Here is a 25,112-nt window from a genome sequence, read left to right as displayed (position 1 = left end):
TCCAGATCAAAATAACCAAGCTCCATAGCTTTCATGAGCGATACAGCAATAAATGTTTTACTAACCGACCATATTTTGAATTGTTTGTGGCGTATATGCCTTTCTTTTTGCAATATCAGCATAGCCAAAACCACTTTCAAAAACGACTTTGTCTTTATTTAAAATAGCTACAGAAAAGCCAGGTGTATTATCTTCTTTAAGCTTTAGTCTCAAAGAATCCTAATAATTTTGTGACTTAACTGTTAAAGTACAGCAAACAATAATAAAAAAGAATATTGATTTTAGATACGTCATTTTAATTCTTTTTGTGCTGTTTGCTACCTCACCGCTGTAAAATACTCTTCCCTTTCTGTAGTATGCGACTTAATTACATTGGTTAAAATTAGATTGACCAATACTTTTTGGGCTTTCCGGTACGAACTGCGTAATAGTTTGCTAAACTCTTTCAGGGTAATCTTTTCATTCTGTTCCAGGTATTCGAGCAGTTTTTTCTCGTTCTCAGAGTAAGAGATTAACACGCCATCATTTTTATATTCCTGTTTAAGTACTTCAAGAATAATCCGACTGGCTAAAACGCTTTTATCATCAATGCGGATATAAGCCCACCATTTTTTTGATCATCAAGTGCATAATGCGGCTTGGTATCACTTTCAGGAATATTAACTACCAGCACTAATTTATCATCAACATAAATTTCCTCAAAGTAAGGTTCAATCGCAGGCTTACAAAACTGATGTGCAGAAGTTAAGATCATATACTTTTCTTCTTCCTCTGATTTTACACCTTTAATCGAGCCATCATCAGCTACACCAATTAATAATTTACCACCTTTGTTATTGGCAAAAGCAACCAGACTCTTGGCAATTTTCTCAGTATTGGTAATGGTTTTCTTAAAATCGAGCATAACGCCCTCACCCTGCAAAATTAAATTCTTAATACTCGGCATAATCTAAAAATTAGTAAGCAACTCTGGGCGTTTCACCCTGATGCAGATTTCGGATATATACTTCATTCATTACGGTGGCACATACTTCACCCTTCTTATTGGTTATTTCCATAGGGTAGGCTTTTACAAACTTTCCAATGGTTTTTAAGGCATGCTCAGCTTCATTAAGCATTTCATCAGTTACTGTTATGGTAAAATATAATGTAGAACGACCAGGTTTTAAATATTGTATAGAGGCACTCTTTAACCACACACGTACTTTAAATCCCCGGCGTTGCATCAACTGATCAAATAACAAAGCATAAAATGGGTCTGTAGCTGCATAAATAGTCCCTCCAAAAATAGAGCCGTTATAATTTTTATTCAGAAAACTCTTGCTAAGCTTAACTGTACAGCTTCTAAATTCATTTTCAAATCTCTGAACCCAAATGCGTTGAAAAAATAGGGGAGGATAAAAACGCATTACCCATTTAAGGGTATTTTGAGAAATAATCATACTTACTAATATCAGAAAGTTTTATCACCTTTTAAAGTTTTGTAAATATTGTTTAAGTAATATTTTATTTAATCGTAAAATATGCATATTAATAATATTTCACCTGCAGCTCCATAATTACCTAATAATCAGTATTCTTTTGCGAAAAATATTCTTTTCAAGAAAAAAATAAAACCAAATTATTATAAGGTTGTTAGGATGATAGATAACATTAAAAACTATGAAAAAAATAATCTTAAGTCTTGCTTTTGCGGGTTCTCTTATGATAGCCACATCAGCATGCAATTCGTCAAAAAATATGGCTGGTTCTTCAGACAGTACTAAAACGGATTCGACAACTACGGCACCAATGGATACAACATCTAAAAAAATGCCAGACACGACCACAAAAATGCCACCTGACACTACAAAAAAGAACCCTACTATGTAGGATCTTAAAAGCCACTCTAACGCAGAGTGGCTTTTATTTTTAAAAATCTATTTTAATTATTTGTGTTATTGCGTACTTTCAGCATTTAAACCAAATAATTAAATGGATCATCAAGCAAAAACCAACAGCCGTAATGTAATTTTCTTAGTTATTGTAGCCGCGCTGGGCTATTTTGTTGACATTTACGATCTTGTTCTATTTTCTGTTGTACGCCTCAAAAGCTTTACTGATATAGGTGTTTCTGCCGAGCACATGCGTACTGAAGGGGAGTATGTGATTAATATGCAGATGTTCGGTTTGTTGCTTGGCGGCTTGCTTTGGGGCATCATCGGCGATAAATTTGGCCGTATCAAAGTGTTGTTTGGTTCTATCTTAATGTATTCGTTAGCCAATATAGCCAACGGTTTTGCGACTGATGTGCATACTTATGCCATTATCAGGTTTATAGCAGGGATTGGCCTGGCAGGAGAACTTGGAGCCGGAATTACTTTGGTTACTGAAACCATGGATAAAGAAAAACGGGGATATGGAACCATGGTTGTGGCCGGTATCGGATTATTGGGCGCAGCAGCAGCAGCTACAATCGGAAAACATTTTACGTGGCAAACTTCTTATTTTGTAGGTGGCGGAATGGGGTTGTTGCTGTTACTTTTACGTGTGGGTACTTTCGAATCGGGAATGTTCAAACATGCTGAACAAAGTTCAGAGGTCTCAAAAGGGAATTTCTTTATGCTGTTTTCTAACCGGAAGCGGTTTTTAAAATACCTGGCCTGCATCTGTTTAGGACTTCCGCTTTGGTTTATTGTCGGGATTCTGGTTACCCAATCGCCAGAAATCGGAAAAGCACTTGGCGCTAAAGAACTGCTTAACGCCGGTACAGGTATTATGTACACTTACTTCGGTATCGCCATCGGCGACGTAGTATGCGGTTTTTTAGCACAGGTATTAAAGTCCCGCAGGAAAACGGTACTTATTTTTCAAAGTCTGTCGGTAATTACGGTAATTGTTTATTTAACCAGTACAGGCTTAACCGAAAGCAGTTTTATTCTGATCTGTTTATTTATGGGCTTTGCGGTTGGCTATTGGGCCACATTTGTAACCATCGCCGCCGAGCAGTTCGGTACAAATATCAGGTCGACTGTAACTACAACTGCGCCGAACTTTGTGCGTGGCGCTTTAATTCCTATAACTTTAGTTTTCGAATTTTTTGTTCACCGCTACAACATCGTGTCGGCTGGATTTATAGTTATGGGGATTGTAACCGTGATCGCTATGATTTCGGTAGTTTATTTAAAAGAAAGTTTTAACAAAGAGCTTAATTACTTAGAAAATTAGCTTTAAGACTAGGGACTAAGTAACAATGTCAATAAAATGTACTATCTAAACATAAATCAATATAGCTGCTTTAATAGGCTTAAATTTGTATAGAAATAGAAAGAGCCGTCATGTTTAAAGAAGAAGTAGCAGTGCGATATAAGCAAATTCAGGATGAAATTTGCCATGGATTGGAAATTGCCGATGGCAAAGGAAAATTTGAAGAGGAACTGTGGGAGAGAAGCGGCGGGGGAGGCGGACGTACCCGGATTATGCAAAATGGTGCTATTATCGAAAAGGGTGGTGTAAATTTCTCTGCTGTACATGGAAAGCTTCCGGAAGCGGTAAAAAAGCCTTTAATGTGACAGAAGATGATTTTTTGCCACTGGCGTTTCAATTGTGATTCACCCGAATCATCCTTTGGTGCCAATCATCCACATGAATATCCGCTATTTTGAACTCAATGAAGAAACGCGTTGGTTTGGTGGCGGCATCGATTTAACGCCGCATTATGTGTTCGAAAACGATGCACGTTTCTTTCACCATAAACTAAAACAGGCTTGTGACGATTTTGGTGCTGAGTTTTATCCAAAATTCAAAATACACGCTGATGATTATTTTTTTATTAAACACCGTGAAGAAACGCGTGGTATTGGCGGTATTTTTTACGATCGCTTAAAACCTGAGAACACCAATTTATCATGGGAGCAGATTTTAGATTTCTCTATTAATATTGGCGAAACATTTTTGCCGATTTATACCGAATTAATAGACCGTAACCGGGATAAAGAATTTACGGAGACACATAAAGAATGGCAATACCAACGCCGTAGCCGTTATGTAGAATTTAATTTAGTTTACGATTCGGGGACCAAATTTGGCTTAGAAACCAACGGACGGATTGAGTCTATTTTAATGAGTTTACCACCGCAGGCTAACTGGGGTTATAATGTTCAGCCCGAAATTAATTCTGAAGAATACAAAACGATACAGCTGCTTAAAAAGGAATTAACTGGGTCTAAAATTGTATAGAACCGTCGTCATCTCGATCCGAGGACTTATAAGTTTTTTAAAACAAAGTTAGCGGTGCTGATACCTCGTGAAAACCAGCTTTTAATTTGCCGGTTCTAAAATCATTTACAACATTGTGGGCCATACGGGTTGGTTCAGGAATACGGTAATTTCCGATACAATTTTTTATGATCGTTAAGCTTTGATCAGCTGTAATTAAATGCCCGGCAGATACGTAAACAGGTGCACAATTGAGCTTAGTGCGTAAGGCAAAACCCAGGGTTTCACCATGACTGTTGATTTCTGTACTGCTTAATTTTTTGGTTTCCGGAACATGGTTTTCGCCATATAAAAGGCTTTTGGCACAGCCAATTGTACTTTGATTGGCCAAAATTCCAAAATGCGAAGCAACACCCATACGGCGCGGATGCAAAATCCCATTGCCATCGAGTACCACAACATCTGGTTTATTTGAAATTAACTCCCACACTTTTAATAACGCAGGCACTTCCTTGAAACCCAAAAATCCGGGCTTGTATGGAAAATTGGTTTCGTAGGTTTCCAGTGCATAGGATTCCAATATCATACCGGGATAACTTAATATCACAATTCCTGCATACATCGTAGAACTATTTTTATTGAAAGAAATATCGGCGCCTGCGATGGTTTGAATTCTCTGAAGTGATTGAAACTTTAATTTTTTGGAGAGTTCAATCTGGTAAGCAGCGGCATCTTCGAAGCTATAGTGGTCGTACATTCTTATTAGGACAAATTGACTGGTATATTTGTTTATATCTATGTCTTGTGTTAAATAGCATTAGTGATACATTTGAGTAACCATTTTCCATTAACATTATGATTGCTTTACCATCGTTTTATATACTCACCAGTAATGGAGCATCCGTCCTTCCGGATGCAATCCAGCGAGAAAGAGCTATAAATCAAAACCGACCAATCCTCTTTTACTTGGACGCCAATCTTTGTTTGGATGTAATTAATTATTTTGAGAACAAGCAAGCACATCCACAATCAAAAACAAATATAGAAATACTCATACTATTTTGCCAGCGATATAATATCGAAGTAGTACCCAAGTTTGGATCAATGGAGCTATGTAGAGAACATTTTAACAATCTAAATATAACCAAGTATAAGGATTTTGTAAATAAAATTACTTATGCTTTCGATACTCCACTTGATGAAAATGTTAAATTAAATGACCGCATTTTTAATTATGATGTGGAAGTAAATGACACAGACAGTATAGCCTTTAAAGGATTGTTCCCCTTATTGCTTATAAGCTATATTTCACTATTGAAAATTTATTTCCTATGTAAAAAGAACAAACCTAATAAAGGGAGTGTACTCAAAAATCTGAAGTTATTCTTTCATTGGTGCAATAAACATATCAACACATCAATGGCCTCAGAGATCCAGTTGGCAATTAAAATATTTGGCGGAGATTCTGGAATTGGAAAAATGATCTGCATAGATAAAAAGGGAGGTCATCAAGATGTTTTTAGAACAATTTGGGGTACTGCGTGGGACTTGTTTCATATACGTATGGTGCATTTTAATGCGATTAATACAGGTATAGATCAGGGTGTATATTTTATTACGCGTGATGAAAATTTATATACATTATTTAAAACCTGTCAGATCAAGGGCGCGTTATCTTTTTCAGGTCAGCCAATAGTCTCTTTTGTAAATTATGATATTGATATTCAATATAAAGATAAGTCCATTAAAGAAAGTATAGAAGATGCGTTAGAAATTTTCACATTTGAAAGAAGCATTCTTAATTCCACTGAGCCATTAGATATTAAGCTATTGGAAGAATTAAGAACAAAACTTGAATATGATATATGTAGTGTACGAAACGAATTATGACAACTGTCTAAAACAAAATGTGACGCCCAAAAAGTCCTTAAGACACTAATTCCTAAGGAAATAATACAAGTCAAAATGAAAAATGTGCTGCACAGTATATGCCTGTCTAAAGCAATATAAATGTCTTATAATTAATATTATGTTAAGTTGTATTTTCGAACACTATCTTATCCTTATCAGATTCTCAATAAAATTACAGTTCCTGAAGTTTGCGGTTAAGTTCCTGTACCTTGTTTGTTGCACCTTTTTTGCTATAGATATCAATCAGCAACTGTACAGTTTTTTTATCGTTTGGATTAATTTCGTTGGCACGTTGTAAAGCAAATTGTGCGCGATTAATTAAACCTTTATATTTTTCGGTTTTGTCCGCATCGCTTGTGTGCAAAGTTTCGTTTGCGGTATTGATATAAGCTAAACTCAATTGATACAAGGCATCGAAATAATTCTGATCCGTGGTTAAAGCTTTATCGTAAGCTAAAATTGCTGTAGCATTATTTCCGCCAACTTGTTGCAGGTAACCATATAGAAAATAAAGCAGTTTATTTCCTTTTTCTACTTTTAAATTATTTTCGATCAATCCTTGTGCTTTACTGTAATTTTCTGTGTCTAGCAAAAGATTAATATAATCATTCGTTAAAAAACGGTTGAATGGATTTAGCAGCAACCCTTCTTCCAGGGTTTTAATGGCAGTTTCGTTTTCTGATTTCACTACGTACATCTGGGCCATTTTCTGAAAAACAGATGGATTTTTAATGCCATTTTCTTTTGCGCGTTTAAAATAAGCTAAAGATTCATCGTAAGATTGAATGTTTAACGCACAGATCGCGGTATTTAATGCCAAAGTAGTATCTGCAGGAAAATTATCTGATACTTCTTTCAGGTCAGCAAATGCTTCTTTAAATTCATTGTTAAAATAAGCTTCATTGCCTTTATCCTGCTTTTTGATCAGGATGTTGTGGTCAGACGCCTTAATAAGTCCGCCATTGTCGTTGTAGCGGTCTAATGATTTTGCTTTGGCAACTGCCTCTACTGCACTATCATAAAATTTATTCGCATTGTTCGGGTCGGTATCAATCAGCGATGCAAATGACGTGAGGTAAGATTTTATAGACCAGGTTTCCGTCCAATTTTTGGTTTTAATATCTTTTTCGGCAGATTCAATAGATTTTAAGCCCTCTGTAATAATGCTCAACTGCTTTTTCTCATCTTCTTTGTTGGCTATAGCAGCCTGAAGTTTGCCAACTGAATTTCTGGCAATCAGGATCTGACTTTTTTGGGCTACAGCATTAAAAGAGACGAAAATTAGCGCGGTTAAAGATATTCTAAGGCAATTCTGCATAATGTATTGATGTAATAAAACCGTAATAAACCATAAAAATAAACATAAAAAAAGAGCCCCGAAATTTCAGGACTCTTTTTTTAAATCGGTACCAGAATTATTGTTTAGGTAATGCGTCTAAACGTTTTTTGATATCTTCATAATTTTTGGTGTCATTTCTAAAAGCATAGATCGTTTTCAATGTTTCTAATGCACCCTGGTTTTTGGCATCAATTTCTAAAGCTTTTTTGTAAAAAGGAAGCGATTTATCTAATAAAGCATTCATTTTACCCGTTACTTCGTTAAATTCTTTTACTTTTTTAGGATCGATTTTATTTCTGTCGGCCTGTAATTTTAAAGCCTGACTGAAATAGATGTTGCCTAATAAAACCTGATAACTTGGGTTATTTGGCTCTTTTGTAGCTAAAGCAACCAACATTTGCTCAGATTTTGCTGCATCACCCCTATCAATATAGATCTGTGTTTCAGTTTTAATCCAGTCGGTATTTTCAGGGAATTTAGCAGAAGCTTCTTTAATAACGGCCAAAGCAGCTGTAGTATCTTTCTGTTTGCTTAAAACAGCATTGATAATTTCAGAATATAAATCTTTGGATTGTGGTGAGTTTAAAGAGATTACTTTTTTAAACTGGGTAATCATACCTGGATAATCTTCAATATTTCTTGCTGCAATACCAGCATTTAAATACATCGCAGTATCTTGTGGGTTAATTACCGTTGCAGCAACAAATTTTTCGTAAGCCGTTTTGTAATCTTTTTTGTTGTAAGCAATTACGCCCGCATTTCTAACCGCATTGCTTACATTCGTTTCAGCTGAACTGATGTTGTCTTTTTCAGCACCTTTAGTATCCAGTTTTTTTGCTTCAGCAATAGCTTCTTGTGCAATTTTCAAATTTGCATCAGCGTTTGCAGTACTGGTTGAATCTAAAATAGCTGCAGAAGAAGCAAATAGCGCACGGTAAGACCATGCTTCAGGCATTACTTTAGATTTTTCATCAGCAATGGCTTTATCAGTATGGGCCAAGCCTTTAGCTAACGCTTCAAGCTTTTTTGCCAATGGCGTTGTGGCGCTTGAAGAGGTTAGCTGGAATAAACCCCAGTCGTTTTTTGCCGCGGTTACTTCACTTTTCTGAGCAAAAGCAGCGCTTACCGCACCTGCTAGAAATATACTTAGAAATACTCTTTTCATAATTTTTAATCTAATCTTAATTTAGTTAATTTTCTTCTTCGGTTTCGTTATCTGATTCTCCTTCTTCTTCAGTATCATCAGCTTCAGGAGTAGTATCGGCTTCTATTTCTTCACCGTCTGTAACTACAACATCTGTTAAATCTACTGTTTCTTCTTCATCTTCTTCGTGGTCAATTTTGGTAACCGATGCAATTTCGTCATCACCTTTTAACGATATTAAACGAACCCCTTGTGTGGCACGCCCCATTACCCTTAATGCTGATACCGGAATTCTGATTACAATGCCTGAACGGTTAATAATCATCAAATCTTCGCTATCAGTAACGTCTTTTATAGAAACTAATTGCCCAGTTTTTTCAGTAACGTTAATTGTTTTTACCCCTTTACCACCACGGTTAGTTACACGATAGTCTTCAATATCGGTACGTTTTCCGTAACCTTTTTCTGATACTACTAACACCGTAACTTCAGGATTGTTTACAGCAATCATGCCAACAACTTCATCCTGATCGTGTGCAAGCCTTACACCACGAACACCGGTAGCTGTTCTACCCATCGGACGAACAGTTTTCTCATTGAAACGGATGGCTCTTCCTGAACGTAAAGCCATTACAATTTCGCTTTCGCCGTTGGTTAAACAAGCTTCTAATAAGATATCGCCTTCGTTAATGTTAATGGCGTTGATACCATTTACACGTGGACGTGAATATGCTTCGAGAGATGTTTTCTTAATGGTACCTTTTTTAGTACACATAATGATGAAATTGTTCTCTAAGTATTCCTGGTCTTTAAGGTTTTTAACCTTGATATAAGCTTTGATTTTTTCTTCTTTCGGAATATTGATGATGTTCTGGATCGCTCTTCCTTTACTGGTTCTCGAACCTTCCGGAATTTCGTATACCCTCAGCCAGAAACACCTTCCGGCTTCAGTAAAGAACAACATGTAATTGTGGTTGGTGGCTACCAGCATGTGCTCAATAAAATCTTCATTTCTTGAGGTACTGCCTTTAGAACCTTTACCACCCCTGCCCTGTGCTTTAAATTCGCTTGCCGGAGTACGCTTTACGTAACCTTCGTGAGAAATGGTGATCACAACTTCTTCATCGTCGATGAAATCTTCCATACTCATATCTTCTGCCGAGTGAACGATTGTAGTTCTGCGTTCATCACCAAATTTCTGCTTCACCTCTTCCAGTTCATCCTTGATAATCTGCATCCGCAAACCTTCATCTGCTAAAATAGATTTCAAGTATTCGATGGTTTTCATTAATTCAGCATATTCTTCTTTAATCTTATCGCGCTCTAGTCCTGTTAAACGACGCAATGTCATATCCAGGATCGCACGTGCCTGAAGGTCGCTCAGCCCGAATTTCTCCATTAAGCCTAAACGGGCTTCTTCTGGCGTTTCGGATGCACGGATCAATTTAATAACTTCATCTAAATGGTCTAAAGCAATTAAATAACCTTCTAAAATGTGTGCACGTTTTTCAGCCTCAGCTAGTTCGTATTTGGTACGGCGAACAATTACGTCATGACGGTGATCCACAAAGTGTACAATCAAATCTTTAAGATTCAACATCTGTGGACGGCCTTTCACCAATGCAATGTTATTTACACTGAAAGAGGTTTGTAGCGCTGTATATTTATATAGGTTGTTTAAAACGATAGAGGCATTTGCATCACGTTTGATTTCGTACACAATACGGATACCATCTTTGTTGGATTCGTCTTTGATGTTTGAAATGCCTTCCAGTTTTTTCTCGCCCACCAATTCAGCAGTACGTTCAATCATCTGGGCTTTGTTTACCTGGTACGGAATTTCAGTAACAATAATCACTTCACGGTCTTTAATGCTTTCGATCTCTGCTTTTGCACGCATTACAATACGTCCGCGGCCAGTTTCGAAGGCTTCTTTTACACCGGTATAACCATAAATAATACCACCTGTAGGGAAATCCGGAGCTTTTACAAACTTCATTAATTCCTCAATTGTGATATCTCTATTGTCGATATAGTTGACCACACCATCAATTACTTCGGTTAAATTGTGTGGTGCCATATTGGTGGCCATACCTACCGCAATTCCGGAAGAACCGTTAACTAAAAGGTTAGGTATTTTTGCAGGTAAAACCGTAGGTTCCTGCTCTGTATCATCAAAGTTTAATTGAAAATCAACCGTATCTTTATTGATATCTGCAACCATTTCTTCAGCAAGTTTGCTAAAACGTGCCTCGGTATAACGCATTGCAGCCGGCGAATCGCCATCAATGTGACCAAAATTTCCCTGTCCATCTACCATTGGGTAACGCAAACTCCAATCCTGAGCCATACGAACCATAGTAAAATATACGGATGCATCGCCGTGTGGGTGATACTTACCTAAAACCTCACCCACGATACGGGCTGATTTTTTATAAGGTTTTCCGCTGGTTACACCTAACCCCAACATGCCGTAGAGCACACGGCGGTGTACTGGTTTCAATCCATCGCGTACATCAGGCAAAGCCCTTGATACGATTACCGACATTGAATAATCAATGTAGGCCGATTTCATCTGCTCTTCTATGTTAATTTGAATGATTTTGTCGTTCTGCTGATTTTCTAAATCTTCTGCCATAAATTATTATTCTCGTTACTTAAAACGATATTAAAAAAGGGTATTACTATAACCTTGCGAATTTAACAAAATTATGCCGGATTAAGGCATTGTGGAAAATTTTTGACCTTTGTTATAGGTTTTTTACTCCCGATGTAATTTTAAGTCATTGAAGGCCAGTTTAAGAGTTTTTGATCTAAACCCGATCATGTTTTTTAAACCCGATAGGTTTGCCGGATTGGATTGATGATTTTCTTGGAAATGTAGGGTTCGGTGTTAATGGCGGGCGACACTCCTGCTACCGCTGCAAGTCCTCCCCGATAAAATCTGTGAAACAAGCAAGCACTCAATAAAAGACAACATAGACGGTGCTAAAATCGGGTTGCGGCTTTCCGCTTTATCAGGTTTATGAACAGGGGTTCTGTATTTATATGGTGATTTAAAAACAATAGGTTTGTAGAACTAAAATTTACATTTTTAAGTAATTCTGATACTTTTGTTTTTCAACCTTTTATAAGATGGCAAACGAGAAAAAATCTGCAATGAGTTTTATTATGGTCACCCTCCTGATCGATTTTACAGGTTTTGGGATCATTATTCCGGTTTTACCTAAACTTATACAGGATTTTACAGGCGGTGGTTTTGGGTTGGCAGCTGAATATGGGGGCTGGCTTACTTTGGCTTATGCATCCGTTCAATTCATTTTTTCGCCGATTATTGGAGCATTAAGCGATCGTTACGGCCGGCGGCCGGTATTACTGAGTTCGTTATTTGGGTTGGGTATCGATTATATATTTCTGGCTTTCGCCCCCTCAATTGTTTGGTTGTTTGTAGGAAGGATTATCGCCGGGATTACCGGAGCGAGTTTTACCACTGCTCAGGCCTATATCGCCGATGTTTCGCCTCCTGAAAAAGAGCGCAGAATTTCGGTCTGGTTGGTGCTGCTTTTGGTGTAGGTTTTATTTTAGGCCCGGTTTTAGGTGGTGCATTTAGTCATTTTGGTACCCGGGTTCCTTTTATGATTGCTGCAGGCTTATCTTTGATCAACTGGCTTTATGGTTATTTTATATTACCTGAATCATTACCGGTTGAAAAACGCAGGGCTTTTGAATGGAAAAGGGCAAACCCAATCGGCTCACTGGTTAGTATCGGTAAATACCCCGCCTTACTGGGTTTAATGATTACTTTATTCTTATTGTATTTCGCAAGCCACTCGGTTCAATCAAACTGGACATTTTATACTATGGAAAAATTCGACTGGGATACCTCCTGGGTGGGCTATTCGCTGGGCTTTGTAGGTTTGGTGATCGGTATTGTGCAGGGCGGATTAATCAGGGTGATTCTCCCGAAAATTGGAGAAAAGAAAGCGGTTTATTTTGGCCTGATTTTATACGTAATTGGCTTTACAGCCTTTGCTTTTGCGTCAAAAGGCTGGATGATGTTCGCTTTTATGGTGCCTTATGGTTTGGCAGGAATCGGCGGACCAGCAATGCAGGGGTTGATTTCTAACCAGATACCATCTAATGCACAAGGTGAAATGCAGGGTGTTTTAACAGGTTTACAGAGTTTGGCGGCCATATTTGCACCATGGGTAATGACACATATTTTCGCGTATTTTATAGAGGGTGAAGCACCTGTTTATTTTCCGGGGGCACCGTTTATATTAAGTGCAGTGTTAACGTTGATTGGGTTGTTTATTTGTTTGAGAAGTTTGAAGAAGTATCATTAGTTACAAATGTGGCTGTATCTCTAATAAGAAAAATCGTCATCTCGACTGAAGCGCAGCGGAATGGAGAGATCTATCCTCGAGATAGATTTCTCAACTTCGTTGCACTCCGCTCGAAATCACGATCACTTGGTTGGGAGTAGAAATCTTACAACAGTTCATTCGCTAAATTAGCCAATTCACTCCTTTCGCCTTTTTGCAAAGTAATATGGGCATACAGGGGATGATTTTTCGCGTTTTCAATTAAATAAGACAAGCCATTACTTTCTGAATCGAGGTATGGCGTATCAATCTGGTAAATATCGCCCGTAAAAACAATTTTAGTATGCTCACCTGCCCTCGAAATGATTGTTTTAACCTCGTGGGGAGTTAAATTTTGGGCCTCATCAATAATAAAGAATATCTTGGTTAAAGTTCTGCCTCTGATAAAGGCCAAAGGTGCAATGGCTATTTTCTCAGTAGTAATCAGTTCATCAATTTTTTCTGACATTTTATCATCACCAATAAACTGTTCTTTAATAAAACGCAGGTTATCCCAGATCGGCGCCATAAAAGGATCAGTTTTCGATTTTGCATCGCCTGGAAGGAAGCCAATATCTTTATTGCTCAAAGAAACTATCGGTCGGGTAACATAGATCTGTCTGAAATTTTTACGCTGTTCTAAAGCGCTGGCCAGCGCCAGTAAAGTTTTTCCGGTTCCGGCATTGCCCTGTATACTGACTAACTTGATTTCGGGATCTAAAAGGGCATGAATGGCAAATGCCTGCTCAATATTTTTGGGTTTGATCTTAAAAATGGCATCTGTAGAAACGGTCGAGATAGTTTTTAAGCTATTATTGTAAAATACGTTGGCGGTTTTCCTTTTATTTTTAAGGATATAAAAGTGGTTGGCATTTTTAGGCGGTAATCCCAGTTCAGCTGCATCAACAAAAGCATGTTTTTTTACCGCTTCAATCACTTCGATCGGAAAATCAACCAGCTCTGTTTTACCCGCATAAAGCTCGTCTACATTTTTGATTTTACCCGTTTCGTAATCTTCGGCATTTAAATCCAAGGCTTTTGCTTTTAACCTCAGGCAAATGTCTTTTGATACCAGGATTACTTTTTTATCAGGATGTTCCTCTTTTAAGCTTAAGGCAGCATTTAAAATTTTATGGTCTGTTTTGCCTTTTCCATAAATGTTCTCTGCATCTACAATTAAAGGTTTCTCGTTCAGCACTACCCTAAATTTACCAGAATCCGGACTTTTTAACGAAATCCAGTCGCTGATCAGTTTTTGTTTTGAAGTTTCATCTATCAGACGGATAAAACTTCGGGCTTCAAAGTTCCTGGTATCATTACCACTTTTGAAATTATCAAGCTCTTCTAAAACCTGAATGGGAATGGCTACATCATGCTCATGGAAGTTATTTATCGCATCATGATCGTATAAAATAACCGAGGTATCTAAAACGAATATTTTTTGACGGATTGGAGATTAATTTACCTTTTTTGGCCATTTGGTAAATTTAATATTTTAGGAATTATTAGCAGAAAAATCTGTTATTCTTTTTTTGCCACGATCCAAAATCCTGGGCAAATAAAAACGGGGAATTCTTCTTTCGATTCATTTCCCCGTTTTAACTTTAAAAACAGCCATAGCTGTATTTTAAAGCATCTAATTCTTGTTACTTTGATTTTTCCGTTTTCGTTAGGTTTTGCAACTTTTGCGATCCGTGAAAATTTATTTCCAACTCTTCCGTCCGTAAACTTCTTAGTTTTCCATAAGCTCTGTTTGGGCCTGTTCGATTTTCTCATTCTCCAACCTTGCGGTGGTCGTGTATATTCTTACTCAGTTTAACCCTTTCTGAAATTAATCGTTTTCCCTGTAAACTATCCGAAACAATTTCCCTTTCGGTTCTTTATCTCTTTTGGATTGTTTTGTCAGAATTCAAAGTACTTCGTATTTGATATGATCTAATTTAGTAGGAAAACAGCCATTTTGCAAGAGAAAAATAAAGGTTTTTATAAACAAAGTTATCAACTTAAATATACTGGTTATCAACAGCTTAATTCTTATAAATGGGCGTTTCCAGTGTTGATTTATGCTTTTATTGACCTTATTAACAATCCGGGGGTATACACTTATAAACATTCGCTATTATTTTGTTAGTCAGTTATTTAAGTTTTTTCAGCTTAAAAGTTAAAAAAAAGCAAAAAACTTAATTTTAATCACAACAAAAAACTTCGCTATTATGTTATTTTTGTAACATGCAGATCAGGCAACCCATTAGAAATATACAAGACTTTTTACTGAGTACGTATTTTGCCGACGGTCTCCGTATTACTATTGGTGTGCTGCTCCCCTCTTTAATTCTGGCCCAGTTTGGTATGTTAAAGTACGGGATGACCTTGTCGCTTGGCGCATTGTGTGTAAGCGTAGTAGATAGTCCGGGGCCAATGGTACACCGGAGAAATGCGATGCTGGTTACTACAGCTTTAATTTTTACATTCTCCATTCTAACAGGTTTAACCAATAGAAGCCATTATTTTATCGGCTTCCTTTTGGCCGTATCAAGCTTTGTATTTTCGATGTTTTACATTTACGGCATCAGGGCAGCATCAGTAGGTACTGCAGTTTTGCTGATTATGGTGCTGAGCATTGATGATATCAGGCCTTGGCAGGATGTTTTGTTGCATGGGTTAATGGTACTTGCGGGCAGTCTTTGGTATACCGGATTGAGTTATTTTGTATACCGGCTCCGGCCCTTCCGTTTGGTACAGCAATCATTAAGCGATTCTATTTTAGAGGTAGCAGAATTTTTAAGGGAGAAGGCCAAATTTTATCATCAGAACAATAATTACGATAAAACCTATTCTGATTTATTACAACTCCAGGTTTCAGTTCATGAGAAACAGGATGCCGTAAGGGAATTGCTTTTCAGAACACGCGAAATTGTAAGGGATTCTACTCCTGAAGGAAGATTTTTGTTATTGGTATTTGTAGATATGGTCGATCTGTTTGAGCAGGTAATGTCTACTTACTATAATTACCAGCAGTTGCATGATCAGTTTGATAAAGCAGGCATATTATCAGATTATGAAATGGCCATTAAGCGGATTTCGTATGCGCTTGATGATATTTCATTTGCACTGAAAAGTGGCGGAACACCTGTTGTCTCCAAACGTTTGTTAATTGAGATTGAAAGGTTAAAGATCAAAATTAATGATCTGGAAAAGAATAATCAGAATCAGGAGTACAATACCTTAGGTATTATTGCCTTAAAAAATATTGAGGTGAACATTGAGAATATCCTGTCAAGGGTTAAAACTATCTTCAGCTATTTTAAAATCCGAAACAGTAAAGATATCAGACAGGCCGAGGTTGATACAGAGAAATTTATCACCAGACAGAAATTCGACTTTAAACTATTTTCAGAGAATTTAACTTATACTTCCTCCACTTTCAGGCATTCGCTGCGGGTTACCGTGGTGATGCTTCTGGGTTTTATAGTTGCTCAGATACTCAATTTCTCGCATAGCTACTGGATTCTCCTCACCATCCTGGTTATTTCGAAACCGGGCTTTAGTTTAACAAAAGAACGTAATTATCAGCGTTTAATCGGTACCACAGTTGGAGCGTTTATTGGTATGGGGGTAATTACTTACATCCACGATCGAAACACTTTATTCGTGATCCTGTTAATCTGCATGATTGGCTGTTATAGTTTCCAAAGGAAAAATTATGTAGTGAGTGTTCTCTTTATGACACCCTATATCTTAATCCTCTTTGATTTTCTGGGTATGGGATCTATAGCGCTGGCGCGTGAAAGGATTTATGATACTTTTATAGGCTCTGGTATTGCGTTATTGGCCAGTTATTCTTTATTCCCCACCTGGGAGTATGAAAAGCTCAAAGAGGCTATGATCGATATCTTAAAAGCAAATAAGGGTTATTATGAACAGGTGATTAAGTTGTATTTTGAGAAAAATTATAACAGAACGGAATATAAACTGGCAAGGAAAGAAGTGTATGTAAGTACCGCAAATTTGGCTTCGCTTTTTCAAAGAATGTTTTCTGAACCAAAAAGCAAACAGTTGTTTATTAAAGAGGTGCATCAGTTTACAGCGCTGAATCATTTGTTATCCTCTTATGTGGCCACACTTTCCTTATACAATAAGGAGCATCAATTTATCTTCGAAAGTTTCGATACCCTAAAACCGATTGCCAATAATACCAATTATTTATTGGATACATCAATTGATAATTTGGAGCTGGGGACCAGTACAATTGATAATGTACCATTAATCAGGTTAAATGATAATGGTTTGGGAATAAAAAAAGGTGAAGATTTAATTCCGGAGCAATTTGATCTGATTCAGAAGGTTGCTTACGATATCTATAAACTATCGGTGAAAATAAAGCTTTAGTTAGAAGAACATCTCGCTAGCGACCACCTAACCACTTGCTGAATTGAAAAACTGCGAAACAATTTCAGATCTTACTGATAGCTACACCGGCAACCAGCTTACATTAATTTTTAATATATCCTTAGCAGTACAATTATACAGTCTTTATGGCTGCTAAAAACAAAGGCAGGTATAATTTGTTAAACTTAATCTAATTAAGAAATTATTATGGAAAAGCTATATACAGCTGAAGTTACAGCTACTGGAGGAAGAGACGGACACATTAAATCAAGTGATGGAATTTTAGATTTAGAGTTGAGAAAACCCAAAGAATTGGGTGGCCAGGGTGGAGCAACAAATCCTGAAGAATTATTTGCAGCAGCATGGGGACCTTGTTATTTAGGTGCTTTAGGCTCTATAGCCGAACGCGAAGGTGTTGATGTTAGCGAAGCTAATGTGAAGGTATTGGTTTCTTTTAATAAGGATGGGAATTCATTTGCACTTTCAGCCGATTTGGATGTGCATATTCCTGGAATCTCTCATGAAGAAGCACAATCCTTAGCAGATAAGGCACATAGGGCTTGTCCATACTCGAAAGCAACAAAAGGAAATATTGAAGTAAGGGTAACGGCTGTGTAAAATGAAATTGGAGGTAAGGTCAAATGTCACCATCTGATTCCAAAATAAAAATTAACTTAGTGTCAGACAATAATCTGACACTACGACAGTAACAAAGAAGTCCCGATTTTGGTCGGGACTTCTTTTTGGATTATATTTTCTGGTTAAACAGCTTCTTGTTCAATTCTTGTATTTGCGGGTCTGCCGTTTTTAAAGGCATCACGGGTTTTTAGTCCTAATAGTTCAAACATGGCCATATCATCTACAAAAGCAGGATTTGGCGTAGTTAATAATTTATCGCCCGCGAAAATAGAACTTGCACCCGCCATAAAGCAGAAAGCCTGTTCTAAAGTACTCATCTCATTTCTACCAGCTGATAAACGCACTACCGAATTTGGCATTACAATACGCGCGGTGGCAATCATTCTCACCATATCCCAGATTGGAACACGTGGCTGATTTTCTAAAGGTGTTCCTTTTACCGGAACTAAAGCATTAACCGGAACCGATTCAGGATGTTTTTCCATGTTTGATAAAGTCTGTAACATCGAAACTCGGTCTTCTACCGTTTCACCTAAACCGATAATACCTCCGCTACAAACTGTTAATTTTGCTTTACGTACGTTTTTTATCGTATTTAAACGATCATCGTAAGTTCTGGTTGAAATAATACGTTTATAATCATCTTCCGAAGTATCAATATTGTGGTTATAAGCATATAAACCGGCATCAGCTAAACGCTGCGCCTGATTTTCAGTAAGCATACCCAAGGTACAGCAAACTTCCATATCCATATCATTAACCGCCTTAACCATTTCGATCACACGATCAAAATCGCGGTTATCGCGTACTTCGCGCCAGGCGGCACCCATGCATAGACGTGATGCCCCACCCTCTTTTGCTTTAACTGCGGCACTAACCACCTGACTAACCTGCATCAATGGCTGAACTTCTAATTCGGTATGGTAGCGGGCTGCCTGTGGGCAATATGAACAATCTTCGGCACAACCTCCGGTTTTGATCGAGATTAATGAACTTACCTGAACTTCATTGTAATCTTTATTCTCTCTATGGATACTTGCGGCTTCGTAAACCAGATCTAAAAATGGCCTGTTGTAAATTTCGTATATTTCTTCTTTTGTCCAATCGTGTCTTGTTTCTTGCATTGGGATCAGATTTTGCAAATTTAATTATGTAGTCTTAGTTAAAATTAACAGGCGCTCAATTTAGTTTGCAAGCTTTAACTCTTGGTATGCTAAATCAATTAAGTCCTGATTATAGTAAAAGTTTGCTGGCCAATCCTAAAATCAACAGGAAGCCAAAAACATCGGTAAAAGTAGTAATAATTATAGATGATGCAATGGCAGGATCAATACCTACACGTTTTAAAATAAGTGGAATACCTGCACCAGTGATGCCTGCAATGACCAGATTACCCGTCATAGCCAGGAAGATAACCAAACCGAGCATTGGGTTTCCGTCAAAAAGAAAGCAAAAATAAATACAATTAAACCGTTAGCTGCTCCATTGATTAAGCCCACTGTAAATTCTTTCAACACAGTTCTATAAGCCTGCTTATCTGTTAAATCATATAGCGAAATACGCCTTACAGTTACTGCAAGTGCCTGTGTAGCAGCATTTCCACCCATTCCGGCAATAATAGTCATATAGGCTGCTAATGAAGGGATGAGTTTAATGGTAGGATCGAAATAACGCACTACTGATGATGCCAGGAAAGCCGTGCCCAAGTTGATAATTAACCATGGTAAACGCGATTTTACCGCCTCTACCCAGTTCCCACTTAATTCCTCATCTTCTGATACCCCTGAAATTTTTAAGATATCTTCTGTACTTTCCGCCTCCATTACATCAATCACATCATCGAAAGTTACCCTTCCCAATAATTTCTGATGCTCATCTATTACCGGAATACTGGTTAAATTATATTGAGAAATGAGGTTGGCTACTTCTTCCTGGTCGGTATCAGGATGAACATAAACGGCATCCTCTTTAACCAGTTCGGTTATTTTGGCATTGTGTTTTGCCTTAATAATATCTTTTAACGAAACAATGCCTTTAAAAATTTCCTCGTCATCTACCACATAAATGGTATAAAACTCTTCCATTTCCTCACTTTGGCGGATGATCTCGTCAATTGCATCTTTTTTTGTCAGGTTGATATTTACACAGATCAGTTCTGTGTTCATCAAACCACCAGCGGTTTTTTCGTCGTAGGTTAAAAGGTTACGGATTTCTGAAGCGTGATCTTCTGTAAGGTCTTCCAGAATTTCTTTCTGCTCGTGGTCTTCCAGTTGCGAAATAATATCTGTCGCATCATCATAGTCCAGCTCCTCAACAATTTCCGTACGTTTATCGGGGTGAAGCTCAAAAAGCAAATCCTCCGGGTGGGATTCTTCATCCATTTCCGAAATAATTTCGGAAGCGATCTCTGCCGGAAGAAGGTTTATAATATGCCGCTGTTCGGATTTATCCAAACGTTCGAACAAAATCGCGATTTCTGAAGCATGGTATTCCTCTAAAACTATTTTTAAAGTTTCATCACCAGCTAAAATTGCATTTTTAACCTTAAGTACGTCGCTTTTATCTATTTCGAATGACTGCATCTATAACCTAACCAAAACGCCCTAAAGCTACAAATATTAAAAATTGATTTTTTACAATAATTGATTTTTAATGCTAACCATTTACAGTATAATTAAAGTTCTGACATTTTAGCTCCTAAATCCATCTTAGTATGTAAAATCCTAGCTATTTCGATTTCTCCATTATCAATTATCTGATAGAAAATGATATGTTCACCAGCCCTGAATCCTAATACATTTTGGCCTGTCTCCTTATAATTTCTACTCATTTCAGGTTTCTTTGCAATCTGAATACAAAATCCAATCAGTAGCTTATAATATTTGTCTGCTTGATTTTCAGACCAAACATCATAAGTGTAATCCCAAATTTCACTTAAATCTTCAAGCGCTTTGTTACTAAGAGAGAACCTAGCCATTTTTCCTCTTTTTGGCTTTCAACATTTCAAGATGTTTTTTCGGATCAAAATCCTTAACCATTCCACTATCAATTCCCACCTGAAGTGCTTCTCTTAAAATTTTGATCTTATTTTCTTCATCTTCCAATAATCTTAACCCTGCCCGAATAACTTCACTTGCATTTTTAAATCTTCCTTCGGAAATTCTTTCATCAACAAAATTTTCAAAATGATCTCCTAAAGCCATAGATGTATTTCGTCCCATTGTTTTAATGTTAAAATATTACTAAAGTTACCAAAAAATGGTACATTTTAAAAATAAAGTTTTATTTAAACCATCCTTTACGCCAAAAATAGATCACCTGTAAAACTGCAATCACCGCCATCACAACCCAGGTGTATAAATAACCGTGTTCTGCATACAATTCTGGCATGTTATCTTTCAGTATTTTTCCTGTTGCCGGATCTTCCCTGCTAAAATTCATCCCGTAAATCCCTGCAATAAAGGTTAATGGAATAAATATGGATGAAATAATGGTCAACACTTTCATAATTTCGTTCATCCGGTTACTGATGATTGATAAATTCATATCAATATTGGCAGAGGCGATTTCCTTTAAAGATTCAATGAAATCAATGATCTGGATGCAATGATCATAAGCATCCTTCATATAAGTTTTTGTCAGATCGGATATTAAAGGGCTATCCGTTCGGATAATATCGTTCAATTTATCTCTTTCCGGCCAGGTTACTTTCCTGATGGTGATCAATGATCGTTTAATGGCCTGTGTATCGTACATGATTCTTTTGTCAGGATGATCATATAAGCGGTCTTCAATTGCATCTAATTCTTCGCCCCAAAAATTTAAAAGGCTAAAGTAATTATCTACAATTACATCCATAATGGCGTACATTAAATAACTGCTGCCACCAATGCGGATGTTGCCTTTCCCTATTTCTAAACGTTTCCTTACCGGTTCAAAACAATCTGCATAAGTTTCCTGGAAAGTAATTAGTGTACGTTCAGATAAAATAAAGGAAATCTGATCATTGCAGAGCACATTATCCTCGCCTAAATATAAATGCCTGCTTACTGAAAAAATATACTTATCATTATCATATTCATCCAGTTTAGGTCGCTGATAAGAACTGGTGATATCTTCAAGCACGAGCCTGCTAATGTCCAGTTTAGCATAGAGGGTTTCAAATATATTGGGATCAGCCAAACCTTTGATATCGAACCAGTAATAAAAATCTTTGTTCCCGATCAGTTTATCAATGTCATTTATGTTTTCCAATTCAGTTTTCTTATAACTCTTATCATTATAAGTATGCAATACAATGAGTGGTTTTAATGCATCTTCATCGATGGCGTACAAACCCGGACTGGTGCCAGGCGCTGGAACTTTATAGTGTTTATGACGGTTACGTGGCTTGTTTTTTCCCATACGTTACAAATATAGCCGGGCTTGAGGCCCCTGGTTAAATAACAGATCAACAATACTTAAGTTGGGTAAAAATTGATGTTTATCTTCAAAAACCTGATAATAGGACTTATTGTTTACAATATCTTCCTGTTTTTTAGGATTCATAGCCGAACGGAAATCCAATTCTGGCTTGATGTCATCAAAATACTCGCCCGTTACCTCAAAGCTTTTATTCAATTTTAGCTTTTTGTTCAGCCACTCTAAAAGTTCGAAGTTATAATCGAACAGAAATTCAAATTTGTTGGTATAAAAACGCGATAGTTCATCTTCATAAAATTCAAAATAAGCAGAACTCCGGTAACAGCTTTCTAAACTCAACCAATGCAAACGTTGCCAGTTAAAATCGTAACTGATCCGTACATCCTTCATTTTCGTATGTGTTTTAGCACCTTTAACCACCGGAACGGTAATATCAAGTTTGCCATTTGGCGAATAAATACTCGCTCTGTTACGGTAAGTCTGCTTGGCTAAATGTTCGTGTTTTTCAATTAAAAAATCCTCTCCCAGCTTTTGCAATAAACTAAAATAACCTACTGGCGGAAGATAAAATAATGGAAGTATAGCTGTATTCTGCATTTGAAAATTTATGTTTGTAGCTGAAACGTTTTAAAAATAATGATTAAAAGAGGGATTGCGCATGTTGGCGTATTTTTTTATACCTGTTATCGCTGCTCCCCATGCCTTTGCTGTTTTTTTTGCAAGATTACTATATTATCTGCTTTATTACGTAATTGGCTATCGAAAAAAGTTGTCAGACAGAACTTAACCCAGTCTTTTCCCGAAAAATCTGAGGCTGAAATAAAGACCATAGAGAAAAAATTCTTCCTGTATCTGGCAGAACTTATCTTTGAAATCATCAAAATGACCAGTATTTCGAAAACTGAAACCTTAAAAAGAGTAAAGTTTACGGGGCTGGAACAATTGGAGGATCATTTTAAAAGAGGTGAAAGTGTACTGGCCTGTACGGGCCATTATGGCAATTGGGAATTAGGCACTTTAGCACTTGGCTTGAGTATATCTGCTAAAACCATGGTTATTTTTAAACCCATCAAAAATAAAATTTTCGAAACCTGGTTTGATTGTATGCGGACCAAGTATGGAAACATTTTCATTGCTATGCGGCAAACGCTACGTGGCATGGCCGCTTATAAAAATGAGCCTACACTTTTGTGTTTTGCAAGCGATCAATCTCCAACCAGGGAAGAAACCAAATATTTCACAGATTTTTTAAATCAGCCCACTGCTGCACTTCTAGGTGTAGAAAAATTGCAAAATCGACCAAAAGACCGATATATTACTTTAAGGTAAGTGTGGTTAAAAAGGTTATTACCATGTAGAAGTATTGCCCATGTGCCTCGAACCAGCTAAAACGGAAGAATTTGAGATCACGGACATACACTTTAAATTTTTAGAAAACATTATAAAAGAACAGCCTCAATACTGGCTCTGGAGCCATAAGCGCTGGAAATTTAAACCCGAATAAAAAGAATGAACCCATCAGTAGCCGTTGTAATTTTAAACTGGAATGGAAAAGCGTATTTAGAGCAGTTTTTACCGGGGATTTTGCTTTCCGAATATGATAACTTACAAATTGTTGTGGGCGATAACGGCTCAACGGATGATTCAGTTTCATTTTTACAAGAAAACTTCCCAACTGTTAAAATTATTCAAAACGATCAGAACTATGGATTTGCAGGGGGCTACAATAAAGTTTTAGAACGTGTAGAAGCCGATTATTTTATTTTACTCAATTCGGACGTAGAAGTTGTTCCAAACTGGATCAAACCTATCATCAGCCTGATGGAAAGTGATGCACAGATTGCAGTAGCACAGCCCAAAATTAAATGGCAACTAAACAAAAACCAGTTCGAATACGCAGGCGCTGCCGGAGGTTATCTGGATATTTATGCCTTTCCTTTCTGCCGCGGCAGGCTATTTAATGTATATGAGTTTGATAACGGTCAATATAATGAACAAAAAGAGATTTTTTGGGCCAGTGGAGCAGCCTTTTTTATAAAAAGCAAATGCTGGAAAGAAGCCGGAGGCTTAGATGCCGATCTTTTCGCCCACATGGAAGAAATAGACCTCTGCTGGCGCTTAAAAAACCTGAGCTACAAAATTATGTATTGTCCGGATGCTGAAGTGTACCATGTTGGTGGCGGAACACTACAAACTGAAAACCCTTTTAAAACTTACCTCAATTTCAGGAACAACCTGATCATTATGCAAAAAAACCTGCCTGCTGGTGATGCTATTTTCAGGATTACAATCCGCATGTTTATTGATTTTATTGCCTGGTGGCACTTCTTACTTACCGGAAAACCAAAATTCACCATGGCTGTAACTAAAGGACACTGGCATTTCCTAAAATCTTTATCGAAAACCAATAAGAAACGTAAAGCTGTTCAAAAAGATTATATTAAACACACCGGGGTATATAATAATAGCATTGTTTGGGCATTTTTCATCAAGAAAATTAGATATTTTTCGAACTTAAAATAGATCTAGCCTCATCATGAGGCTGTATCTCAATTTGAATTTGTCACATTGAGCTTAGCCTGTGCTGAGCTTGACGAAGTATCGAAACGCCTTGTAAGACATTTGAAACAGGTCCTTCGACAAACTCAGGATGACAATATTTATAAGATAGCCTGCGGAAAAATTAGTATCCTTTTAAAAGATTCCT

25 protein-coding genes and 1 pseudogene are annotated in these 25,112 nt (G+C 37.2%); 11 read left to right on the top strand and 15 right to left on the bottom strand.

The genetic code is table 11. The features are described from left to right. Window positions 1-60: 60 nt before the first annotated feature. From ACQ86H_RS13475 to ACQ86H_RS13460, 4 genes are all read right to left on the bottom strand, one after another. Window positions 61-213 (bottom strand): serine hydrolase, encoded by a 153-nt coding sequence (locus tag ACQ86H_RS13475; RefSeq protein ID WP_138821296.1) that lies wholly within the window; start codon window positions 211-213, stop codon window positions 61-63. Between the two features lie 104 nt (window positions 214-317). Next, window positions 318-518 (bottom strand): PCI domain-containing protein, encoded by a 201-nt coding sequence (locus ACQ86H_RS13470; RefSeq protein WP_431295163.1) that lies wholly within the window; start codon window positions 516-518, stop codon window positions 318-320. A gap of 50 nt (window positions 519-568) precedes the next feature. After that, entirely contained in the window at window positions 569-946 is a 378-nt protein-coding gene (locus ACQ86H_RS13465) for an AlbA family DNA-binding domain-containing protein (RefSeq protein ID WP_431295162.1), read from the bottom strand. Between the two features lie 10 nt (window positions 947-956). After that, the gene (locus ACQ86H_RS13460; protein WP_138821298.1) at window positions 957-1,442 is read right to left on the bottom strand and encodes a DUF4442 domain-containing protein; all 486 of its coding nucleotides are present in this window, start codon (window positions 1,440-1,442) and stop codon (window positions 957-959) included. A 532-nt stretch (window positions 1,443-1,974) separates the two neighbouring features. Between ACQ86H_RS13460 and ACQ86H_RS13455 the strand changes: the two genes are divergently transcribed. From ACQ86H_RS13455 to ACQ86H_RS13445, 3 genes are all read left to right on the top strand, one after another. Then, window positions 1,975-3,207, top strand: a complete 1,233-nt coding sequence (locus ACQ86H_RS13455; protein WP_138821300.1) for an MFS transporter — start codon at window positions 1,975-1,977, stop codon at window positions 3,205-3,207. Window positions 3,208-3,317: 110 nt separating this feature from the next. Then, complete coding sequence (locus ACQ86H_RS13450; RefSeq protein WP_431295161.1) at window positions 3,318-3,551, top strand: coproporphyrinogen III oxidase; 234 nt, start codon at window positions 3,318-3,320, stop codon at window positions 3,549-3,551. A 34-nt stretch (window positions 3,552-3,585) separates the two neighbouring features. Beyond that, the gene (locus tag ACQ86H_RS13445; protein ID WP_431295160.1) at window positions 3,586-4,218 is read left to right on the top strand and encodes a coproporphyrinogen III oxidase; all 633 of its coding nucleotides are present in this window, start codon (window positions 3,586-3,588) and stop codon (window positions 4,216-4,218) included. Between the two features lie 37 nt (window positions 4,219-4,255). On the opposite strand, the gene ACQ86H_RS13440 is transcribed toward ACQ86H_RS13445, so the two are convergent. Next, entirely contained in the window at window positions 4,256-4,954 is a 699-nt protein-coding gene (locus tag ACQ86H_RS13440) for an endonuclease V (RefSeq protein WP_431295159.1), read from the bottom strand. Between the two features lie 98 nt (window positions 4,955-5,052). On the opposite strand from ACQ86H_RS13440, the gene ACQ86H_RS13435 reads away from it, so the two are divergent. After that, complete coding sequence (locus tag ACQ86H_RS13435) at window positions 5,053-6,087, top strand: hypothetical protein (RefSeq protein WP_431295158.1); 1,035 nt, start codon at window positions 5,053-5,055, stop codon at window positions 6,085-6,087. A gap of 193 nt (window positions 6,088-6,280) precedes the next feature. Here ACQ86H_RS13435 and ACQ86H_RS13430 read toward each other — a convergent pair whose 3' ends face one another. The 3 genes from ACQ86H_RS13430 to gyrA all read right to left on the bottom strand — a co-directional run bounded on the left by ACQ86H_RS13430 (window position 6,281) and on the right by gyrA (window position 11,229). Then, a complete protein-coding gene (locus tag ACQ86H_RS13430) occupies window positions 6,281-7,426 on the bottom strand; it encodes a tetratricopeptide repeat protein (protein WP_138821304.1) in 1,146 nt (381 codons plus the stop codon). A gap of 97 nt (window positions 7,427-7,523) precedes the next feature. Beyond that, window positions 7,524-8,612 carry a tetratricopeptide repeat protein gene (locus ACQ86H_RS13425; protein ID WP_138821305.1) on the bottom strand — a complete coding sequence of 363 codons (1,089 nt, stop codon included), beginning with the start codon at window positions 8,610-8,612 and terminating at the stop codon, window positions 7,524-7,526. 25 nt (window positions 8,613-8,637) lie between these two features. Beyond that, a complete protein-coding gene (gene gyrA / locus ACQ86H_RS13420) occupies window positions 8,638-11,229 on the bottom strand; it encodes a DNA gyrase subunit A (RefSeq protein ID WP_138821306.1) in 2,592 nt (863 codons plus the stop codon). Window positions 11,230-11,726: 497 nt separating this feature from the next. Between gyrA and ACQ86H_RS13415 the strand changes: the two genes are divergently transcribed. Together ACQ86H_RS13415 and ACQ86H_RS13410 are read left to right on the top strand one after the other, a co-directional pair. Further along, on the top strand, window positions 11,727-12,164 hold the full coding sequence (locus ACQ86H_RS13415) for an MFS transporter (protein WP_431295157.1): 438 nt from the start codon (window positions 11,727-11,729) through the stop codon (window positions 12,162-12,164). Then, window positions 12,140-12,937, top strand: coding sequence for an MFS transporter (locus tag ACQ86H_RS13410; RefSeq protein WP_431295395.1), 798 nt, complete (start codon window positions 12,140-12,142; stop codon window positions 12,935-12,937). Before ACQ86H_RS13415 ends, ACQ86H_RS13410 begins: the two co-directional genes overlap by 25 nt. A gap of 145 nt (window positions 12,938-13,082) precedes the next feature. On the opposite strand, the gene ACQ86H_RS13405 is transcribed toward ACQ86H_RS13410, so the two are convergent. Next, entirely contained in the window at window positions 13,083-14,369 is a 1,287-nt protein-coding gene (locus ACQ86H_RS13405) for a PhoH family protein (protein ID WP_431295394.1), read from the bottom strand. A gap of 815 nt (window positions 14,370-15,184) precedes the next feature. Here ACQ86H_RS13405 and ACQ86H_RS13400 point away from each other — a divergent pair. Continuing rightward, the gene (locus ACQ86H_RS13400; protein WP_431295156.1) at window positions 15,185-17,344 is read left to right on the top strand and encodes an FUSC family membrane protein; all 2,160 of its coding nucleotides are present in this window, start codon (window positions 15,185-15,187) and stop codon (window positions 17,342-17,344) included. Window positions 17,345-17,551: 207 nt separating this feature from the next. Continuing rightward, complete coding sequence (locus ACQ86H_RS13395) at window positions 17,552-17,962, top strand: organic hydroperoxide resistance protein (RefSeq protein WP_431295155.1); 411 nt, start codon at window positions 17,552-17,554, stop codon at window positions 17,960-17,962. Between the two features lie 143 nt (window positions 17,963-18,105). Here the strand turns inward: ACQ86H_RS13395 and bioB are convergent, their stop codons facing one another. The 6 genes and pseudogenes from bioB to ACQ86H_RS13365 all read right to left on the bottom strand — a co-directional run bounded on the left by bioB (window position 18,106) and on the right by ACQ86H_RS13365 (window position 23,002). After that, on the bottom strand, window positions 18,106-19,107 hold the full coding sequence (gene bioB, locus ACQ86H_RS13390; protein ID WP_138821311.1) for a biotin synthase BioB: 1,002 nt from the start codon (window positions 19,105-19,107) through the stop codon (window positions 18,106-18,108). A gap of 109 nt (window positions 19,108-19,216) precedes the next feature. Next, a pseudogene (mgtE, locus tag ACQ86H_RS13385) lies at window positions 19,217-20,565 on the bottom strand (magnesium transporter). A gap of 92 nt (window positions 20,566-20,657) precedes the next feature. Then, the gene (locus tag ACQ86H_RS13380; RefSeq protein ID WP_138821313.1) at window positions 20,658-20,960 is read right to left on the bottom strand and encodes a type II toxin-antitoxin system RelE/ParE family toxin; all 303 of its coding nucleotides are present in this window, start codon (window positions 20,958-20,960) and stop codon (window positions 20,658-20,660) included. Further along, the gene (locus ACQ86H_RS13375; protein WP_131530263.1) at window positions 20,953-21,204 is read right to left on the bottom strand and encodes a type II toxin-antitoxin system ParD family antitoxin; all 252 of its coding nucleotides are present in this window, start codon (window positions 21,202-21,204) and stop codon (window positions 20,953-20,955) included. Before ACQ86H_RS13375 ends, ACQ86H_RS13380 begins: the two co-directional genes overlap by 8 nt. Before the next feature lie 61 nt (window positions 21,205-21,265). Then, window positions 21,266-22,387, bottom strand: a complete 1,122-nt coding sequence (gene corA, locus ACQ86H_RS13370) for a magnesium/cobalt transporter CorA (protein WP_168202434.1) — start codon at window positions 22,385-22,387, stop codon at window positions 21,266-21,268. Window positions 22,388-22,390: 3 nt separating this feature from the next. Continuing rightward, window positions 22,391-23,002 (bottom strand): WbqC family protein, encoded by a 612-nt coding sequence (locus tag ACQ86H_RS13365; protein WP_121284848.1) that lies wholly within the window; start codon window positions 23,000-23,002, stop codon window positions 22,391-22,393. Between the two features lie 39 nt (window positions 23,003-23,041). Here ACQ86H_RS13365 and ACQ86H_RS13360 point away from each other — a divergent pair, with 39 nt between their 5' ends. Genes ACQ86H_RS13360 through ACQ86H_RS13350 form a run of 3 tightly spaced genes read left to right on the top strand, consistent with a single transcriptional unit; the run spans window position 23,042 to window position 24,928 of the window. Beyond that, complete coding sequence (locus ACQ86H_RS13360; RefSeq protein ID WP_431295154.1) at window positions 23,042-23,734, top strand: lysophospholipid acyltransferase family protein; 693 nt, start codon at window positions 23,042-23,044, stop codon at window positions 23,732-23,734. 40 nt (window positions 23,735-23,774) lie between these two features. Next, window positions 23,775-23,909, top strand: a complete 135-nt coding sequence (locus ACQ86H_RS13355) for a hypothetical protein (protein ID WP_431295153.1) — start codon at window positions 23,775-23,777, stop codon at window positions 23,907-23,909. Window positions 23,910-23,914: 5 nt separating this feature from the next. Further along, the gene (locus tag ACQ86H_RS13350) at window positions 23,915-24,928 is read left to right on the top strand and encodes a glycosyltransferase family 2 protein (protein WP_138821315.1); all 1,014 of its coding nucleotides are present in this window, start codon (window positions 23,915-23,917) and stop codon (window positions 24,926-24,928) included. The last annotated feature ends 184 nt before the right edge of the window (window positions 24,929-25,112 follow it).

The sequence above is a fragment of the Pedobacter sp. P26 genome (genome assembly GCF_050632135.1).
Lineage (GTDB): Bacteria > Bacteroidota > Bacteroidia > Sphingobacteriales > Sphingobacteriaceae > Pedobacter.
The sequence above is the reverse complement of the archived record's forward strand: the minus strand, read 5'-3'. Positions and strand labels throughout refer to the sequence as shown.

What these genes read in the sequence shown, in the direction of transcription:
- ACQ86H_RS13440 (WP_431295159.1), bottom strand. Translation starts at nt 4,954, where the DNA reads ATGTACGACCACTATAGCTTCGAAGATGCCGCTGCTTACCAGATTGAA.
- corA (WP_168202434.1), bottom strand. Translation starts at nt 22,387, where the DNA reads ATGGGAAAAAACAAGCCACGTAACCGTCATAAACACTATAAAGTTCCA.
- ACQ86H_RS13355 (WP_431295153.1), top strand. Translation starts at nt 23,775, where the DNA reads ATGTGCCTCGAACCAGCTAAAACGGAAGAATTTGAGATCACGGACATA.
- ACQ86H_RS13375 (WP_131530263.1), bottom strand. Translation starts at nt 21,204, where the DNA reads ATGGGACGAAATACATCTATGGCTTTAGGAGATCATTTTGAAAATTTT.
- ACQ86H_RS13365 (WP_121284848.1), bottom strand. Translation starts at nt 23,002, where the DNA reads ATGCAGAATACAGCTATACTTCCATTATTTTATCTTCCGCCAGTAGGT.
- ACQ86H_RS13380 (WP_138821313.1), bottom strand. Translation starts at nt 20,960, where the DNA reads ATGGCTAGGTTCTCTCTTAGTAACAAAGCGCTTGAAGATTTAAGTGAA.
- ACQ86H_RS13460 (WP_138821298.1), bottom strand. Translation starts at nt 1,442, where the DNA reads ATGATTATTTCTCAAAATACCCTTAAATGGGTAATGCGTTTTTATCCT.
- ACQ86H_RS13415 (WP_431295157.1), top strand. Translation starts at nt 11,727, where the DNA reads ATGGCAAACGAGAAAAAATCTGCAATGAGTTTTATTATGGTCACCCTC.
- ACQ86H_RS13350 (WP_138821315.1), top strand. Translation starts at nt 23,915, where the DNA reads ATGAACCCATCAGTAGCCGTTGTAATTTTAAACTGGAATGGAAAAGCG.
- ACQ86H_RS13395 (WP_431295155.1), top strand. Translation starts at nt 17,552, where the DNA reads ATGGAAAAGCTATATACAGCTGAAGTTACAGCTACTGGAGGAAGAGAC.
- bioB (WP_138821311.1), bottom strand. Translation starts at nt 19,107, where the DNA reads ATGCAAGAAACAAGACACGATTGGACAAAAGAAGAAATATACGAAATT.
- ACQ86H_RS13430 (WP_138821304.1), bottom strand. Translation starts at nt 7,426, where the DNA reads ATGCAGAATTGCCTTAGAATATCTTTAACCGCGCTAATTTTCGTCTCT.
- ACQ86H_RS13435 (WP_431295158.1), top strand. Translation starts at nt 5,053, where the DNA reads ATGATTGCTTTACCATCGTTTTATATACTCACCAGTAATGGAGCATCC.
- ACQ86H_RS13360 (WP_431295154.1), top strand. Translation starts at nt 23,042, where the DNA reads ATGATTAAAAGAGGGATTGCGCATGTTGGCGTATTTTTTTATACCTGT.
- ACQ86H_RS13465 (WP_431295162.1), bottom strand. Translation starts at nt 946, where the DNA reads ATGCCGAGTATTAAGAATTTAATTTTGCAGGGTGAGGGCGTTATGCTC.
- ACQ86H_RS13400 (WP_431295156.1), top strand. Translation starts at nt 15,185, where the DNA reads ATGCAGATCAGGCAACCCATTAGAAATATACAAGACTTTTTACTGAGT.
- ACQ86H_RS13455 (WP_138821300.1), top strand. Translation starts at nt 1,975, where the DNA reads ATGGATCATCAAGCAAAAACCAACAGCCGTAATGTAATTTTCTTAGTT.
- ACQ86H_RS13425 (WP_138821305.1), bottom strand. Translation starts at nt 8,612, where the DNA reads ATGAAAAGAGTATTTCTAAGTATATTTCTAGCAGGTGCGGTAAGCGCT.
- gyrA (WP_138821306.1), bottom strand. Translation starts at nt 11,229, where the DNA reads ATGGCAGAAGATTTAGAAAATCAGCAGAACGACAAAATCATTCAAATT.
- ACQ86H_RS13450 (WP_431295161.1), top strand. Translation starts at nt 3,318, where the DNA reads ATGTTTAAAGAAGAAGTAGCAGTGCGATATAAGCAAATTCAGGATGAA.